Origin of the sequence: Actinoplanes sp. NPDC051851 (assembly GCF_040681165.1) — a bacterium.
In the GTDB taxonomy this organism is placed as follows: domain Bacteria; phylum Actinomycetota; class Actinomycetes; order Mycobacteriales; family Micromonosporaceae; genus Actinoplanes.
Genome location: NZ_JBFAYF010000001.1, coordinates 57,443 through 73,862, shown reverse-complemented (window position 1 = coordinate 73,862; position 16,420 = coordinate 57,443). Strand labels below are relative to the sequence as shown.

General features: G+C 71.1%; 15 protein-coding genes and 1 tRNA gene. 8 read left to right on the top strand and 8 right to left on the bottom strand.

Features of this window, described 5'->3' with window-relative positions:
* Positions 1-56: 56 nt before the first annotated feature.
* Entirely contained in the window at positions 57-587 is a 531-nt protein-coding gene (gene pyrE / locus AB0M08_RS00320; RefSeq protein WP_364485965.1) for an orotate phosphoribosyltransferase, read from the bottom strand.
* Positions 588-799: 212 nt separating this feature from the next.
* On the opposite strand from pyrE, the gene AB0M08_RS00315 reads away from it, so the two are divergent.
* Positions 800-1,096 (top strand): hypothetical protein, encoded by a 297-nt coding sequence (locus AB0M08_RS00315; protein WP_364485962.1) that lies wholly within the window; start codon positions 800-802, stop codon positions 1,094-1,096.
* A gap of 149 nt (positions 1,097-1,245) precedes the next feature.
* On the opposite strand, the gene AB0M08_RS00310 is transcribed toward AB0M08_RS00315, so the two are convergent.
* From AB0M08_RS00310 to AB0M08_RS00300, 3 genes are all read right to left on the bottom strand, one after another.
* Complete coding sequence (locus AB0M08_RS00310) at positions 1,246-1,674, bottom strand: peptidoglycan-binding domain-containing protein (protein ID WP_364485959.1); 429 nt, start codon at positions 1,672-1,674, stop codon at positions 1,246-1,248.
* 206 nt (positions 1,675-1,880) lie between these two features.
* Positions 1,881-1,954, bottom strand: a tRNA-Pro gene (locus tag AB0M08_RS00305).
* 74 nt (positions 1,955-2,028) lie between these two features.
* Entirely contained in the window at positions 2,029-2,832 is an 804-nt protein-coding gene (locus tag AB0M08_RS00300) for a metallophosphoesterase (RefSeq protein ID WP_364487085.1), read from the bottom strand.
* A gap of 114 nt (positions 2,833-2,946) precedes the next feature.
* Between AB0M08_RS00300 and AB0M08_RS00295 the strand changes: the two genes are divergently transcribed.
* Positions 2,947-3,399: a GatB/YqeY domain-containing protein gene (locus AB0M08_RS00295; protein ID WP_364485956.1), complete on the top strand. Its 453-nt coding sequence runs from the start codon at positions 2,947-2,949 to the stop codon at positions 3,397-3,399.
* A gap of 75 nt (positions 3,400-3,474) precedes the next feature.
* On the opposite strand, the gene AB0M08_RS00290 is transcribed toward AB0M08_RS00295, so the two are convergent.
* The gene (locus tag AB0M08_RS00290; protein WP_364485953.1) at positions 3,475-5,892 is read right to left on the bottom strand and encodes a transglycosylase domain-containing protein; all 2,418 of its coding nucleotides are present in this window, start codon (positions 5,890-5,892) and stop codon (positions 3,475-3,477) included.
* Between the two features lie 319 nt (positions 5,893-6,211).
* On the opposite strand from AB0M08_RS00290, the gene AB0M08_RS00285 reads away from it, so the two are divergent.
* Entirely contained in the window at positions 6,212-6,514 is a 303-nt protein-coding gene (locus AB0M08_RS00285) for a WhiB family transcriptional regulator (protein WP_041832981.1), read from the top strand.
* 9 nt (positions 6,515-6,523) lie between these two features.
* Here the strand turns inward: AB0M08_RS00285 and AB0M08_RS00280 are convergent, their stop codons facing one another.
* From AB0M08_RS00280 to AB0M08_RS00270, 3 genes are read right to left on the bottom strand one after another with little or no spacing between them, the layout of a single operon-like run.
* Positions 6,524-7,660: an ArsA family ATPase gene (locus tag AB0M08_RS00280; protein WP_364485950.1), complete on the bottom strand. Its 1,137-nt coding sequence runs from the start codon at positions 7,658-7,660 to the stop codon at positions 6,524-6,526.
* Positions 7,661-7,707: 47 nt separating this feature from the next.
* The gene (locus AB0M08_RS00275; protein ID WP_364485947.1) at positions 7,708-8,661 is read right to left on the bottom strand and encodes an ArsA-related P-loop ATPase; all 954 of its coding nucleotides are present in this window, start codon (positions 8,659-8,661) and stop codon (positions 7,708-7,710) included.
* 23 nt (positions 8,662-8,684) lie between these two features.
* Entirely contained in the window at positions 8,685-9,584 is a 900-nt protein-coding gene (locus tag AB0M08_RS00270) for a hypothetical protein (RefSeq protein WP_364485944.1), read from the bottom strand.
* Between the two features lie 115 nt (positions 9,585-9,699).
* Here AB0M08_RS00270 and AB0M08_RS00265 point away from each other — a divergent pair, with 115 nt between their 5' ends.
* From AB0M08_RS00265 to AB0M08_RS00245, 5 genes are all read left to right on the top strand, one after another.
* Entirely contained in the window at positions 9,700-9,855 is a 156-nt protein-coding gene (locus AB0M08_RS00265; RefSeq protein ID WP_185038204.1) for a DUF4177 domain-containing protein, read from the top strand.
* Positions 9,856-9,940: 85 nt separating this feature from the next.
* Positions 9,941-10,426 carry a RidA family protein gene (locus AB0M08_RS00260; protein ID WP_364485942.1) on the top strand — a complete coding sequence of 162 codons (486 nt, stop codon included), beginning with the start codon at positions 9,941-9,943 and terminating at the stop codon, positions 10,424-10,426.
* 95 nt (positions 10,427-10,521) lie between these two features.
* A complete protein-coding gene (locus AB0M08_RS00255; protein ID WP_364485939.1) occupies positions 10,522-11,337 on the top strand; it encodes an MBL fold metallo-hydrolase in 816 nt (271 codons plus the stop codon).
* Positions 11,334-14,906, top strand: a complete 3,573-nt coding sequence (locus AB0M08_RS00250; RefSeq protein WP_364485936.1) for an adenylate/guanylate cyclase domain-containing protein — start codon at positions 11,334-11,336, stop codon at positions 14,904-14,906. The genes AB0M08_RS00255 and AB0M08_RS00250 overlap by 4 nt, the downstream gene beginning before the upstream one ends.
* A 31-nt stretch (positions 14,907-14,937) precedes the next feature.
* Entirely contained in the window at positions 14,938-15,924 is a 987-nt protein-coding gene (locus tag AB0M08_RS00245) for a serine/threonine-protein kinase (protein ID WP_364485933.1), read from the top strand.
* Positions 15,925-16,420: the final 496 nt, after the last annotated feature.

The following is a 16,420-nucleotide window of genomic DNA, read 5'->3' as shown; positions in this document are numbered from 1 at the left end:
CCGGTGTGTGAGGTTCGGCGCCGGTAGAACGACCGAACCCCACACATCGGTGGGGGTCAGGAGGCGGCGGCGTCGAGGTCGGCGCGGGTCAGCAGGGCGCGCAGGGTGATGCCCTCGGTGGCCAGGGCCTGGGCGCCTCCCTCCTGGCGGTCGATCACGCAGACCGCGTGGTCCACGTGGGCGCCGAGCTTGCGGAGGTCGTTGGTGGAGAGGACGACCTGGCCGCCGGAGGTGACCACGTCCTCGACGATCAGCACGCGGCGGCCGGCCACCTCGGCGCCCTCGGCCAGGCGGGCGGTGCCGTACTGCTTGGCCTGCTTGCGGATGAACGCGGTGGGCAGTCCGGCGTGCCGGGCCAGCGCGGTGACGACCGCGATGCCGCCCATCTCCAGGCCGGCCAGGACCTCGGTGCCCTCCGGGATCAGCACGGCGAGGCGCTCGGCGAGCTTGTCGAGGAGGACCGGGTCCGCCTCGAACTGGTACTTGTCGAAATACTCGGTGGCGGTCCGGCCGGAGCGGAGGGTGAACTCGCCGGTCAGCCGGCTCACGGTGCGGACCTGCCGGGCGAGGTCGATGGAGTCAGTCACAAGGTCCCAGCTTGTCAGGCCGCCGGTCCGGCATCCGCAACCACCCCCGTGACCAGTGGCGGGACTCTCCCCTGGGCCGGCCGGGTGTGGGAGGGAGAGCGGATAAACCTGCCGTCACCCGTTGGCGTACTTGATCGGGCCCATACGGCATTCTATGTCTGTTTGGGGTATTTTTCGCCTATTAGTGGCTTGCGCCCGGAAGGAACTGTTCTGTGACACCCTTCGCCATGCTCTTCCTGCTCGCCCTCGCCGGCTCCACGTGCTTCGCGCTCGGCCGGGCCTTCGGTCGCGGCGAACGTTACGAGCGCGGCTACCGGGAGGGCTTCCGGGACGGCGAGACCGGGTCGCTGGCCCGCGCTACCAGGCTCATGCAGCTCGGCGACCGCCCGTCGATCGCTCCCGTGGTGGAGACGATGCTCGGCCCCTACGTCGTGCCCCAGCAGATGAGCCCCCGCCCGGTCTGCCCCACGGTGGCGGGGGTCCCGGTCCGCCCCCAGTTCGCGATCTGAGTTCGGCGGTCCTCGCCGACGGCGTCGCTCGCACGACCCGACCGCGGGCGCGGTGGTCATGCCGGAAAGCAGGGAGCCCTGTAGGGCCTCGCCGACCGCCTGCGCGGCCACCTGCGAAGAGCCCTACGGGGCGAGTCCTCGCCCGCCGGTCAGCCGGGCGACTGAGAGAACTTGTAGCAGGTGCCGTTGCTGCTCTTGGACTTGATCGCCGCAGCCGTTTCGGGACCGTAGTCCCCGTCGACACCGACGCTGATGTAGTTCTGCACCTGGCGAAGTGCGGCGTAGGTGTTGGAGCCGAAGTCGCCGTCCTCGGTGAGCTTGGCGTGGCTGATGTAGTCCTTGGCGACGTAGCAGTCGTTGATCATTTCCTGGAGGGCCAGGACCCCGTTGTTCGAGGCGCCCTCGTACATCGAGCAGCTGGTGTTGTTCTTGCTCGAGTTCATCGGGACGTACGCGGAGCCCGAGTAGACCGCGAGCTCGACCCGGGTCGTGCAGCTCGGCGTGGCAGCGGAGGCCGAGGTCGCCGGGGGCAGGGCGAACCCGCTGAAGGCCGCCGTGAGCGCGGCGCCAACCGTCACAAGTTTCGACTTACGCAAGGTGGATCCCCCATGTGCTGAACATTGATTGTCCATTTCGGACAGTCATGGTGATCGAACCCTACGGGTACGAGAATCGGCGGGCAACCCCGTGACGCGTGACGATGGGGGGCCGTTCACCCCTGGCAAAGGCCGGATACGACTCAGGGCGGGTCTCCTGTTTCCAGAAGACCCGCCCTGAGTATCGGTCGGGGTGGCGGGATTTGAACCCACGGCCTCTTCGTCCCGAACGAAGCGCGCTACCAAGCTGCGCCACACCCCGGTGCTGCGTGGTAAATACTAGCGGACCCGATCGCCACCCCGAAATCGGTATCCCCTCAAACGCAAAACCGCAGGTCAGCGGGGCATCAGGGTGAGGATGGAGGCCTCCGGGCGGCAGGCGAAGCGGATCGGGGCGGTCGGGTGGGTGCCCATGCCGGCCGAGACGTGCAGCCACGCCTCCGAGCCCGGCCACCGGTGCAGGCCCTTCGCCATCTGCCGGGGCAGGTCGCAGTTGGTGGTCAGGGCGCCGTACCCGGGGACGCAGACCTGGCCGCCGTGCGTGTGGCCGGCCAGCAGCAGGGCGAAGCCGTCGTCGGCCATCGCGTCCAGGACCCGCTTGGCGGGCGTGTGGCTGACCCCGATGTGCAGGTCGGCGCCGGTGCTGATCGGGCCGGCCACCAGGGAGTAGTCGTCCCGGTCGATGTGCGGGTCGTCCACGCCGGCCAGCTCGATCGAGCGGCCGCCGGCCTTGACGATGGTGCGGGCGTTGTTCAGGTCGGCCCAGCCGGCGTCGGTCAGCGCGTCTCGCAGGTCCTCGGCCGGCAGCTCGGCGCCCTGCACGTACTCCCGGTCGGGCATCAGGTACTGCAGGGGGTTCTTCCAGACCGGGCCGGTGTAGTCGTTGGAGCCGAAGACGAACGCGCCGGGGCGGTCCAGCAGCGGCTCCAGGGCGCGCAGGACGCCGGGGACGGCGTACGGCGAGGCCATGTTGTCGCCGGTGACCACCACGAGGTCGGGGTCGGTGCCGGCGAGCGCGGCCACCCACTCCTGCTTGCGCCGCTGCTCCGGCATCATGTGCAGGTCGGAGAGGTGCAGGATGCGCAGCGGTTCCGCGTCCTGGTCGAGCACCGGCACGTCGAAGCGCCGGAGCGTGAACATGTTCCGCTCGATCAGCGAGGCATAGGCGAAGGCGGCGCCGCCGACGGCGGTCAGCGCGGCGACGGCGGAGATAAAGGAGCGCTTACGCATGTCGGCAAGGGTAGTTTCTCCGCCATGGGAACGCTGAAAGACCGCCTGAACGATGACCTGCACACCGCGATGAAGAGCCGGGACGAGCTGATCACCTCCACGCTGCGGATGGCCCTCTCGGCGGTGCGCACCGCCGAGGTCGCCGGCGACGAGGCCCGGGAGCTCTCCGACGACGAGGTGCTGGCCGTTCTGACCAAGGAGGCGAAGAAGCGCCGCGAGGCGGCCACCGCGTTCGCCGGGGCGGGGCGCGCCGACCAGGCGGCGAAGGAGACCGCCGAGGGCGAGGTGCTCGACCGCTACCTGCCGAAGCAGCTCACCGACGCGGAGATCGCCGAGCTGGTCACCCAGGCCCTGACGGCGGGCGGGTTCAGCGGCAAGGGTCAGATGGGACCGGCCATGAAGGCGGCTCAGGCGGCCGTGGCGGGCCGCGCGGAGGGTGGCCGGGTGGCCGCCGAGGTGAGGCGTCAGCTCGCCTGAGAGCGGTTCTGAGGGCGTACGGGAGAAAACGGAAAGGCCGGGAGAAGATCTCCCGGCCTTTCCGTCATGTGACCTCTATCGCCGTCGGCCCGGCACGGTGGTCAGGCCGGTCGTCGGGGTCTCTTTCTCGTCCTCCTCCTTGCCCGCGCTGACCTCGATCACCACGGTGCCGCCCTTGACGGTCTTGCCGTCCGGGCTGGTGCCGGCCGCGGTGCCCTTCGGGCAGCTGGACTCGACGCTGCTGCCGGTGACCGCCTCGAAGCCGGCGCCCTCGATCCGGTCCTTCGCGGTCGAGATCGAGTCGCAGGTGACGTCCGGGATGCTCCGCTGCTCACCGACCGAGATCTTGTCGCTGGAGGGCGTCTTGAACTGGACGCTCGGCTTGCCCTCCATGTAGTCCCGCAGGGAGTACTGCACCGCGGCGTTGATCACGTCGTGCGACATGTAGTCGGTGTGGTTCTGCCAGTCCGGGTTGACCAGGTAACCGGCCATGACCAGCTTGGTGGTGCCGACGATCAGCGACGCGGTCTTGCTGTTGTCGGTGGTGCCCGTCTTACCGAAGACCGGGTGGTCGACGATGCTGCGGGTGTTCGAGGCGGTGCCGCCCTTGCAGTTGCCGAGCTGAGCCGAGTCACCGACCGGGCAGCGCGCCGCGTCCAGAGCGGCCCGCGCCACGTCCTTGGTGGTGGCCTGGATGCAGTGCGGCTTGCCGACGTCGATCTTCTCGCCGTCCGCGGTGGTGATCTGCTCGACCGGGGTCGGCTCGCAGTACTTGCCGTCGCCGGCCAGCGTCGCGTACGCGTTCGCCATGTCCAGCGGCGTCGAGTTCGAGACGCCGAGGGTGAAGGCGCCCCACTGGTTCGCCGAGGTCTCGGTGGCGGCGAGCTTCGCGTCTTCCGGCGCGCGGAACTGGACGCCGAAGCGCTTGGCGACCGCGACCACGTTCTCCGCGCCGACCTTCTCCTCGAGCGGGACGAAGTACGTGTTCACCGACTTGCCGAAGGCGCCCCACATGTTCCAGACGCCGGACTCCTTACCCGCGTTGGTCGGGCACCAGAAGTGCGTACCGGCACAGGCGGAGTCGCTGCTCGACGAGATGATGTACCCCGACTTGTACTGGTCCGGGGCGTTGATCGAGTAGCTGAGCGGCAGGCCCTTCTCCAGCGCGGCCACCATGGTGAACATCTTGAACACCGAGCCGGCCTGGTAACCGGTGATGTCGCCACCGCCGGTGATCAGCGGGTTGGTGGTGTTCGGGTAGGTGCCGCGGATGCCCTTGGCGCGTTTCGCCGGGTCGGAGGAGAGCTTGTTCTCCGGATCGTCCGGGTCGTCGAGCTTGTACTTCCGGTTCGCGGCGAGCACCCGGACCTTGCCGGTGCCCGGCTCGACGCCGGCCAGCAGCGCGGCGTTGCGGTCGGTGTCCTTCTCGACCTTGAGGATCTCGGTGCGGGCCGCGGCCTGGCCCTTCAGGTCCATCGAGGTGACGACCTTGTAGCCGCCGCTCTTGAGCCGCCGCTCCCGGTCGTACGTGGTGGCCCCGAACGCCTCCTGGCTCATCCACCAGCGGTAGAAGTAGTCACAGAAGAAGCCCCAGTAGTTCTTGGCCACCGAGACGCAGCCGTTGCCGACCGCCTTGACCTTGCTGGGGACCTTCTCCTTGACCGCCTTGTCGGCCTCGGCCTGGGTGATCTTGCCCATCGAGACCATGCCGGGGATCACGTAGTTGTTGCGGCGCGCGGTGATCTGCTCGTTGCCCGACTCGGTGGTCGGGTTGAAGCTGGTCGGCGCCTTCACCATGCCGGCGAGCATGGCCGCCTCGGCGACGGTGAGGTCCTTCGGCTTCTTGTTGAAGTAGACCTGGCTGGCCGCGTAGACGCCGTACGCCTGGTTACCGAAGGGCGCGATGTTGAGGTAGCGCTCCAGGATCTGGCCCTTGGTGAGCTGCTTCTCGATCTGCAGGGCGTACTTCATCTCGGTGAGCTTGCGCTTCGGGGTGTCCGTCGTCGCGTCGATCACCTCCTGCGGGTTCGTCGCCGAGTAGGCCAGCGACATCCGCACGTACTGCATGGTGAGGGTGGAGGCGCCCTGCTGGGAGCCGCCCTGGTTGTTGCTCACGAAGGCCCGGGCGACACCCTTGATGTCGACGCCGTTGTGCTCGTAGAACTTGCGGTCCTCGGCAGCCACGATCGCGTCCTGCATGTTCTCCGAGATGTCCTTGAGCGGGACATCGCTACGGAACTCGTCGTAGAACTGCGAGATCTGGGTGCGCCCGTCGGACGCGTAGATCCGGGTGATCTGCGGAGAGCTGAAGTCCTTGAGCTCGCTGGGCAGGCTCGCGAATGTCGTACCGCCTGCCTTGGCGGCCAGACCGGACATCGCCGCCGCAGGGAAGGCGGCCGCGGCCACCACCACTCCGGCCAGCAGGCCACAGACGAGCAGCGATGTCGCGTTCGTGAAGATGTTGTGATCGCGTCTGCGAAGCCAGGAGGTCACCCGAGAAGGGTACGCGAACAGTGCACACGACCGCCCGCCGAGCAGGTCGCCCTCGCCCGGTATGAGTGTGGCGTGTCCCCTCGTCCGGTGGAGGGATTTTCCACATCTGCACCTTAGATACCCCCGTTCGGACCCTTCGGCGCGGCCGCTTTGCCCGGAAGTACCGGCCTATACGTATTTGAGGGACAACGTTGCGTAATCACCCAACTACAGAGCATGATGGTCCGGCGAGACATCGCACGACGTCTGCGCGGCATGGGGGACAAGGGCTGCCGCGGACGTCCGGGGGTGAAAGCAAGGCAAGGGGGGACGTTTACCGATGGGGATGATCAGCGATTGGCCCAGCATGGCGGCGTGTCAGAGTGGCGACCCTGACGCGTTGTTCGTGCAGGGCGCCGAGCAGAACGTGGCGAAGAGGATCTGCCGCAGCTGCCCGGTGCGCTACGAATGCCTCGCCGACGCCCTGGACAACCGGATCGAGTTCGGCGTCTGGGGAGGCATGACGGAACGGGAGCGGCGGGCTCTGCTGCGCCGGCACCCGCACGTGGCGAGCTGGCGGAAGATGTTCGAAGCCGCACTGCGGGAGAAGGGCGCCGACAAGGTGCTGGTCTCCACGCGCTGATCCCGGGGCTCATCCCCGGGAGAGCAGCGCGCCGATCGTTCGTAGCCCGTCGACGTCGTGCACGTCGGCGGGCTGAGCCGCGACCTCCACCGTCGGGACCTCGGGGAAGGCCTCGATGAAGGTGGCGGCCACCCGGACCTCACGCTCGTTGCGGCGCAGCAGGCCGGCGTGGATGCGCAGCACGTCGGCGGTGACCTTCTGGTCCCCGGCGGCGTCCAGCCGGGCGGCGGCGGCCTCGCTCTCGTCGGCGGGCAGCCCGGCCGGGTCGCTCTGGTGCATCCGGTTCAGCACCAGCCCGCCGAGCGGCATCCGCTCGGCGACCAGCCGCTCCGCGAAGTACGCCGCCTCCCGGACGGCGTCCTTCTCCGGCGCCGCGACCAGCAGGAACGCGGTCTGCGGGTCCTGCAGGATCCGGTACGTCTGATCGGCCCGCTGCCGGAACCCGCCGAACATCGAGTCGAGCGCCGCGACGAAGCCGGAGAGATCGGTCAGCAACTGCGCACCGAGGATCTTCTGCACCGTCCGGGAGAAGATCCCGAACGACGCGGTGACCAGGTTGAACATGCTCTTCCCACCGGCCCGGGCCGGCGCCAGCAGCAGCCGCAGCATCCGGCCGTCGAGGAAGCGGGAGAGCCGGGCCGGCGCGTCCAGGAAGTCGAGCGCGGAGCGGGACGGCGGGGTGTCCACCACGATCAGGTCCCACTCGTCGCCGGCCCGCAGCTGGCCCAGCTTCTCCATCGCCATGTACTCCTGCGTGCCGGCGAAGGTCGAGCTCATGGCCTGGTAGAACGGGTTCGCGAAGATCTCCGCGGCGCGCTTCGGGGTGGTGTGCTGCTCGACCACCTCGTCGAAGGTGCGCTTCATGTCCAGCATCATGGCGTGCAGCTCGCCGCCGGACTCCCCGGCGTCGATGCCCTTCACCTGGCGTGGCGTGTTGTCCAGCTCGGTGAGGCCCATCGACTGGGCCAGCCGGCGGGCCGGGTCGATGGTGAGCACCACCGTGCGGCGGCCGTGCACCTCGGCGGCGCGCAGGCCGAGCGCGGCGGCCGTGGTGGTCTTGCCGACCCCGCCCGCGCCACAGCACACCACGATACGGATGGCCGGATCAGCGAGGAGGCCGTCGACGTCGAGCCGCGGAGCGGTCACACCAACCACTACTCCAGAGTAATGCGTCGTGATCGGACGCTGGGTGATCAAACACTCAATAGCCGGGCGGCGAGGAGGTCGAGCCCGGCGCGGTCCACGCCGTCCGGCAGCAGGGGCAGCTCGACCATCGGGCGCCCCCGTTCGGTGAGGTCGTGGCGGAGCGACTCCTCCAGCTCCCGGCGGGTCAGGTGGGCCTGCGCCTCGACGGCGAGCTGGTTCACCAGGGCGGCGGGCGCGGACAGCCCGGCCGCGGCCAGGCCCCGCCGGATCTCCGCCTTGCTGGCCCGCCCGCCGGCCAGCAGTGGCGCCCGTGCGCCGTTCAGGATGATCCGGCCGGTCCGGATGCCGAGGCCGGCCAGCTCGTCGACGGCGTCCAGGGTCTCCTGGACCGGCATCTCCTCGAGCAGGGTGACCACGTGCACCGCGGTCATCGGGGAGCGCAGCAGGGACGCCACCCCGTCGCTCTGGGTCTTGATCGGGCCGACCTTGGCCAGCTTCGCGGTCTCGGTGGTCACGTTCAGGAAGCGGCCGATCCGGCCGGTCGGCGGCGCGTCCAGAACCACCGCGTCATAGACCCGGCGGCCCTCGTGGGAGCGGGTGGTGGCCTCCTTGACCTTGCCGGTGAGCAGGATGTCCCGCAGGCCCGGTGCGATCGTGGTGGCGAAGTCGATGGCGCCGATCTTGCGCAGGGCCCGGCCGGCCGCGCCGAGCTTGTAGAACATGTCCAGGTATTCGAGGAGCGCCTCCTCGGGGTCGACCGGCAGGGCGCGGACCTCGCCGCCGCCGCTGGTCGTGGTGATCCGGCGCTCCGCGTACGGCAGCGGGCCGAGCCCGAACAGCTGGGCGATGCCCTGGCGGCCCTCCACCTCGACCAGCAGGGTGCGGCGGCCACCGGCGGCCAGACCCAGGGCCAGAGCGGCGGCGACGCTGGTCTTGCCGGTGCCGCCCTTGCCGGTCACCACGTGCAGTCGCTCCGGCCAATCACCGACGTGCTCACCCATGCCCTCAAAGGTACGGTGTGCGATCAGCCGGTCACCTCACAGACCAGCCAGCCTGTCTTGTGGACCACGGTGAACTGGAGGTCCTGGGCGGCGGTCTTCTCGTCCTCGGTCGACATCACCACGCGGACGCCGACGTCGGCCTGCCCGTCCTCGGTGGTGGTCACCGACGGGTCGTCCCAGCGGAAGACCGCGCCCTCGTACCCGTCGGCGTACTCGCGGATCTCCCGGACCCGGTCGGCGAGCCGGCCCTCGTCCCGGGACTTGCGGCAGACCAGGTCCTCGGCGGCGTGCGCGTCCTGCTGGGTGTAGACCGCGGTGAGGAAGCGGTTGACCGCGGTGGTCGGGTCCGGCGAGCCGGGGTTGTCCGCGTCCCGGAGCAGGAAGTACGCCGAGACCGCCCCGCCGCCGCAGAGCACGAAGGTGGCGGCGAGCGCCAGCGACAGGAAGATCGTGGAGCGCCCGCCCCGTCCGGTGCCGACCCCGGCGGGCAGCAGCGGCATGTGGACCGGCTCGTGGTCGCCGGTCCGGCTCACCCAGATCGGCTCCGGCTCGGGCGCCTGCACCGCGGCCGGCGGCGAGTGGTCCCAGGCCAGGTGCTCGGGCGGGGGGTGGTGCCATTCGCCGGGCTTCTCGTGCCGGGCGTGCCAGGGCCCGTCCGGCTCCGGCTGGTGCCAGCCCGTCTCGCCGACGGCCGGCATCAGGCCGGTGACCGGCGGCATGAATCCGGTGACCGGGGTCATCGGGTCGAGGTCCGGGGAGAACGGCGCGGTGTGGTCCACCGCGATCGCCGGGTGCTCCTGGGTGGCCTCGAGGAGCAGGTGCGGCGGCCCCGGCGGCAGCGGCGTGGGGTCCTGCGGCGGGATCGGCGTCGGTGGTTCCGGTTCGGGCGACGGCGGTGGTTCCGGATGACCAGGGTCGGTCATGTCACCCTCCGTGTTTTAAAAAGCACTTTGCGTACGCTCTCCGGCTCAGCCTAGCCAACGTGGGAGATGCCCGGGTCCTAAGCTGTGCCGGTACCCGACTAAGGAGTGTCCGAGCATGCAGAAGTGGGAGTACGTGACCGTGCCCCTGCTGGTACACGCGACCAAGCAGATCCTCGACAACTGGGGCGAGGACGGCTGGGAGCTTGTCCAGGTCGTGCCGGGGCCGAACCCGGAGCAGTTGGTCGCCTACATGAAGCGGCCCAAGTCATGACCGGCTGCACCGAGCGGCACTCAGCCGCACCTGCGGACGGCGCTGTACGCGAGGGCCGGAAGGGCATGACCGAGGAGGCTCGGTCATGACCACGCCGATCGCCGGTGAGGGCGCGGTGGACGCGTACGCGAAGCTCGCGGAACTGGGCCTGACCCTGCCGCAGGTGGCGGCGCCGCTGGCCGCCTACGTGCCGGCGGTGCAGACCGGAAATCACGTCTACGTCTCCGGTCAGCTGCCGCTGGTCGACGGCAAACTGCCGCTGACCGGCAAGGTGGGCGCCGAGGTGACCCCGGAGCAGGGCGCCGACCTGGCCCGGACCTGTGCCCTGAACGCGCTCGCCGCGATCGAGGCGCTGGTCGGCCTGGGCCGGCTCGTGAAGATCGTCAAGGTGACCGGGTTCGTCGCGGTGGCGCCGGGCTTCACCGGTGTACCCGCCGTGATCAACGGTGCCTCCAACCTCTTCGGCGAGGTGCTCGGTGAACAGGGCCGGCACGCCCGCAGCGCGGTCGGCGTCGCCGAACTGCCGCTCGGCGCGCCGGTCGAGGTCGAGGTCATCGCCGAAGTGGCCTGATCTTGCGGTAGTTCGGCCGGATTTGGTCACCCAAGGTGACCGGAACGGACATCGTGTCTCGGATACCGCCCATGTCGCGACGTACGATTCTCGGCATGGGGGGTGCTGAGCCCGCATCGGCCGAGGCCGTGCGGCTGCCGGGTTGGGTGTCGTTGCAACGCGCTCCCAACCCGGGTCCGATGACGCTCGACGGCACCAACACCTGGATTCTGCGCGCCCCGGGCGCGGCCGAGGCCGCGGTGATCGATCCCGGTCCGCTGGACGAGGATCATCTCCGGCGGATTGCCGACGCGGGCCCCTACGCGTTCATCCTGATCACCCATGGTCACCATGATCACGTCGAGGGTGCGGCCCGGCTCTCCCGGTTGCTCGGCGGCACCCCGGTGCTCGCCGCCGCACCGGAGCACGGCGAGCCCTTCGACTCACGCACGAGCCTCGATGGGAACGGACTGGAAATACGCGTCCTGGACACTCCCGGTCACACGAGTGATTCGGTCTGCTTCCTGGTCGAGTGTGGGAACGAGCGCGTGATGTTCACCGGCGACACCATTCTCGGCCGCGGTACCACGGTGGTGGCCCGGCCCGACGGCGATCTGAGCGCCTATCTGGCGAGTCTCGAGCGGCTCCGGTCGTACCGGGAGGTCCTGATGCTTCCGGGCCACGGCCCGGCCCGGAGCGACACCGCCGCGCTCGCGGTGGAGTACCTGGACCACCGCCGGGAACGACTCGCGCAGGTGGCGGCCGCGATGGCCGCCGGCGCACGGACTCCGGAGGCGGTGGTCGACCTGGTCTATCCGGACATCGACCCACGCGTGCGGTTCGCGGCCGAATGGTCGGCCGCCGCGCAGATCGACCATCTGACCCGGGCCCGGGAATCAGCCGCCTCGTCCGACGGTTTGGACCGGCTGTGACCTGCCCCGTGTGTGGCACCGTCGCCGTTCCCGGTGCCCGCTTCTGCCACCACTGCGGCTCGGCGCTGCCGTCCGCCGCCTCGCTGCCCGCCGCCGAGCGCCGGATCGTCACCGTGCTCTTCGGCGACCTCTCCGACTTCACCTCCTGGTCCGAGGACCTCGACCCGGAACGCGTCGGCGCGGTCACCGACCGGGTGCTGGCGGCGCTGGCGGGCGCGGTGAAGACGTTCGGCGGGCACGTGGACAAGCTGACCGGCGACGGGATCATGGCGGTCTTCGGCGCGCCGGTCGCCCACGAGGACGACGCCGAGCGGGCGGTCCGGGCGGCGCTGAGCATGCAGCGGGCGGTCCGCCGGGTGCTGGACGACGAGCGTGGCGGCGGTGCGCCGCTGGGTCTGCGCGTCGGCCTGAACACCGGCGAGGTGGTCGCCGGCATGCAGGCCGGCATCGAATACACCGTCATCGGCGACACGGTGAACACCGCCGCGCGGCTCGCCGACGCCAGCGCGGTGGGCGCGGTCTACGCCGGCGAGCGCACCAGCGGCGGGACCCGGCACGTCGCCTCCTGGCGGCAGCTGCGCCCGCTGAAGCTCAAGGGCAAGAGGGAACCGGTTCCCACGTACGAGCTACTCGGCCTGCACGACGCCCCCGGCACCCGATCCGGGCTGGGCGACGAGGCGCCGTTCGTGGGCCGGGAGACCGAGCTGGGCCGGGTCTCCGGGCGGCTCGCCGAGGCGATCGACTCCGGCGTCCCCCGGGTGATGGTGATGACCGCCGAGGCCGGCATCGGCAAGTCCCGCTTCGCCGGCGAGGTGAAGCGCCTGGCCGCCGCCGACGACGCCCGGGTGCTCCGGGTCCGCTGTCGCGCGTTCGGTGAGCGCCGCCGCTACGCACCCCTCGCCGACCTGGTCCGCAAGGCCGCCGGCCTGCCCAAGGACGTGCTCGCCACGGTCGGCCGCGGCGTGGTCGAGGAACGGCTGCGCAAGGTCGCGAACCGTCTGAACGTCCCGCTCGACGTCGACCGTCTCCTGGCGCTTCTGGGGTACGGCGAGGCCCCGGCCGCCCCGAGTGGCCCGACCGCGCCCGCGGACTGGCCGCCGAGCGCCAAGCGGGTGGACGCCGAGGCCATCTCGATCGCCGTCGCCGACCTGCTGAACGCGCTCGCCGCGGAGACCCCGCTGATGGTGATCGTCGACGACCTGCACGATGCCACCGCCACCACGATGGACGCACTGGGCAGCACGCTCTCGCTGCTCGACGGGCCGGCCGTGGTGGTGCTGCTGGGCCGCCCCGAGCTGGTGCGTACGGCGGGGAACCTGGCCCGGCTCGCCGACGCCGAGGTGCACACCCTGCCGCCCCTGCGCGGTGCGGACGCGTCCCGGCTGCTCACGTCGTACCTCTCCGGCGGCAAGCTGCCGCAGCCGGACACCGACCGGATGCTCGCCACCGCACAGGGCAATCCGTTCTACCTGGCCGAGATGGTCACCCTGCTGATGGAGCGGGGCGCGCTGACCCCGTCGATCGGTGCCAACGCGGCCGGCCGATGGCAGCTCGCCGCCGGATCGCTCGGCAGCCAACTGCTCTCCCGCGACCTGGCCGCGGTGCTCGCCGCGCGTATCGACGCGCTGCCGGCCGAGCCGCGCGCGGTACTCCGGGACGCCTCGGTGGCCGGGACGACCGTGCCGACCGGTGTGCTGGAGGCGCTGCAGGAGCGCCGGGTCGGTGCGGATCCCCTCGAACCCGCGGTGGACGAACTGCTCCAGCGCCGGATGCTGCACCGCAACCGCGGCGGGTTCGCGTTCACCACCCCGCTGATGCGCGAGGCGGCGTACGCCGGGCTCGGCAAGGCGGACCTGGCCGAACGGCACGCGTGGCTGGCCACCTGGGCGGCGCCGGAGACGGTCCGGCAGCACGCGGACGGCGCCACCCGGTTGAACCTCAGCGACAACGAGCGGGACGCGCTGGTCGCCCAGCATGCCGAGACCGCGATCGAGCTGGCCGACGCGGTGCGGCTGCGCCCGGACGCCCCGGCCCGCGAGGTGGCCGCGCTCGGCGTCGCCGCGCTCGGCCGGATGGCCCGCCGGGCGCTGGCCAACATCGAGCCGGCCGCCGCCATCGAGTACGCCGAACGCGCCACCCAGCTCACCCGGGACGGCCTGCCGCTGCCCGACCAGCTGGTGCACGCCCGCGCACTGCTGCGCCTGGGCCGGGCCGAGGACGCGCTGGCGTACGGCGAGAAGATCATCAACGCCGCGACGGACGACCCGGTCTGCCGGGCCGAGGGCACCATCCTGATCGGCCGGGCGTACGAGGCGCTCGGCGACGGCGCCCGTGCGGTGGCCGCCTGGCAGGAGGCTCTGGAGGTGGCGACCGAGGCGCAGCTGCTGCCGGAGCGCGCGAACGCGATGCGCCGGCTCGGCATGGCCGACTTCCTGAACGGGCGGCTCAGCCAGGCGAGCAGCCGGTTCGCGGCGGCGTACCAGGTGACGCTCGCCGCCGGGGACCGCCACGGGCAGGCCTGGGCGCTGCAGAACCTGGCCTGGGTGACGACCACCCGGGGCGACTTCGCCGGCACCGACGCGGTGCTCGGCCGGGCGGCCCGGCTCTTCGCCGAGCTGGGTGACCCGGTCGGCCGGTCCTGGCTGCGCGGCACCACGGCGTTCGCCCGGCTGCTGGCCGGGCGGCTGCAGGAGGCCCGCCGTCTCGCCCGGATCTTCCTGCCGTTCGGTGACCGGGTCGGCGAGGGCTGGGCGGTCGGCACGCTGCGGGTGGTGGAGGCGTACGCGGCCGCCGAGCTCGGTGACCTGGTCGCGGCGGACAGCCAGGCGCGCCGGGCGTACCGGGAGTTCCAGGAGGTCAACGACGACTGGGGCTGCGGGCTGGCGATGGTCGTCCGGGGCGCCATCGCGCGCGGGGTGGGTGAGTTCGACCACGCCGCCGACCTGCTCGCCGACGCCCTCTGGTACGCGGACAAGACCGGTCACCCGCTGCTGCTCGGGATGGCGGGCACGATGCACGGCTTCGTCGCGATGCAGAGCGGCGACCTGGCCACCGCGGAGGCGGACGCCCGGCGGGTGATGACGTCGGTCGAGCCGCACAACGCGCTCGCCCCGGCCCAGGTGGGGCCGCGGGTGCTGCTCGCCGAGGCGCGGATCCGGGCCGGGGACGCCGCGACCGCGGTCGGGCTGCTGGCGCCGATCGCGAGCGACACCTCGGCGCCCTCGCTGCTCTTCTCCCGGCGGCAGGCGCTGGCGACGTACGCGGCGGCGCTGCTCGCCGAGGGGCAGGTGGACTCGGCGCTGATCTGGATCGACCGGGCCGCCGGGGTACCCGCCGAGGACATCCGCAGCGGGGTGGTCTTCGAGATGGTCCGGGCCCGGGTGCTGGCCGCTTCTGATCGGTACGTCGAGGCTCGTGCGGCGGCCGAGGAGGCGGTCCGGCTGGCCTATTCGACCGAGCAGGCGAGCGAGCGTTCCGCCGCCGAGGAGCTCCGCGATACGCTGGCGGTGGCCGAGGTCGAGCCCGCCGCGGTGGAAACTGTCGCCTACGCGTCTGACGTGCCGGGATGATCTCCCGGACGGCTGGCGTATTTTCTATCCCGTGACGGATACACCGCCAGGCGCCCTGCCCGCGCCTTACGTGCCGGGCATGTCCGGTTTGTCGGTCATGGCCCGAGGTGGCTATGCCACCGTGTACCGGGCCACCCAGGATTCCGTCGGTCGCGAGGTCGCGATCAAGGTGGAGAACCGGACACTGGACAGTCCGCGTGATCAAGCTCGCTTCCTCCGGGAGGCCCGCGCCGCCGGCCGGATGTCCTCCCACCCGCACGTCGTGGACCTCTTCGACGTCGGCGTCACCGTCGACCAGCACCCGTACCTGATCATGGAGCTCTGCGACGGGTCGTACCTGGACCGGATGCGGGTCAAGCCGCTCAGCCCGGCCGAGGCGCGCGACGTCGGCGTGAAGATCGCCGACGCGCTGGTCCACTCGCACGCCAACGGGGTGCTGCACCGCGACGTCAAGCCGGCCAACATCCTCTACTCGCAGTTCAACGCCGCCGTCCTCGCCGACTTCGGGCTGGCCGTGCTCGGCGAGATGCGCGACTCCTCGGTCACCCTCGAGGTGCTGACCCCGGCGTACGCGCCGCCCGAGATGTTCCGCCACGAGAGCCCGTCCGGCGCGGCCGACGTCTATGCCCTCTGCGCCACGCTCTACGCCGTGATGAGCGGCCGGCCGCCGCGCTGGGAGACCGACCGCAGTCCGAGTCTGATCACGCTGATGAACCTCTTCGAGCAGCCGATCCCGGAGCTGCCCGGCGTGCCCTACACCCTGACGGACATCCTGCGCTACGGCATGTCCAGCGATCCGTCCGCCCGCCCGACCGCGCAGCAGCTCCAGGACATGCTGAACAACCTGCACCTGGACCCGAGCGCGCCGCAGCCACCGCCGGTCTACCGCTCGACCTCGCCGACCTACGTCCCGCCGCGACCGCGCCCGATCTCGCCCTCGACGCCGACGCAGTCCGACGACACCCCGACGATCCAGACCGACCGCAAGGGCTTCTTCGCCAAGTGGTTCAGTTGGTGATTTTTCCGGTACGCCGTTAAAACTCCACAACCGCGGCATTCCCGCCCTGCTGTCGCCGGGCCGCGACCCGCCCTGCTCACTCCCGGCCGTAGCGCGCCCGCGGCTCAAAACCGTGCCGCGCGCTCCGCCCGGAACGCACATGAGCAGTTCGCGGGCTTCCGCCGCCCTCGGGAGGGCCGCAGTCGCACACGGTCGTTCATCGTGCGCTCCCACCGCCCCGGAATTCGGCGAATCGTGTTCCTGACCGCCCCTGCGCGTCTGGCTGTGTGCGGCTACGGCCCGTTCGAGTCCGGAGCGTGTGGCTGTGGCGCCTTCGCGCGTTTGAGGTGCGGCTGGGGCGCTCGGCGGGGTTCGGCGTGTCGGGGGTGCGGCGTCCCGGAGGGCCCGCCGGGAGGGAGGCGCGCTGTGGCCGGGAGTGGGCAGGGCGGGTCGCGGCCCGGCGGTCGGAGAGCGAGGACGGTGCGGTTGTGGGAGGTGCCGGGGCGTACCCGAGGGA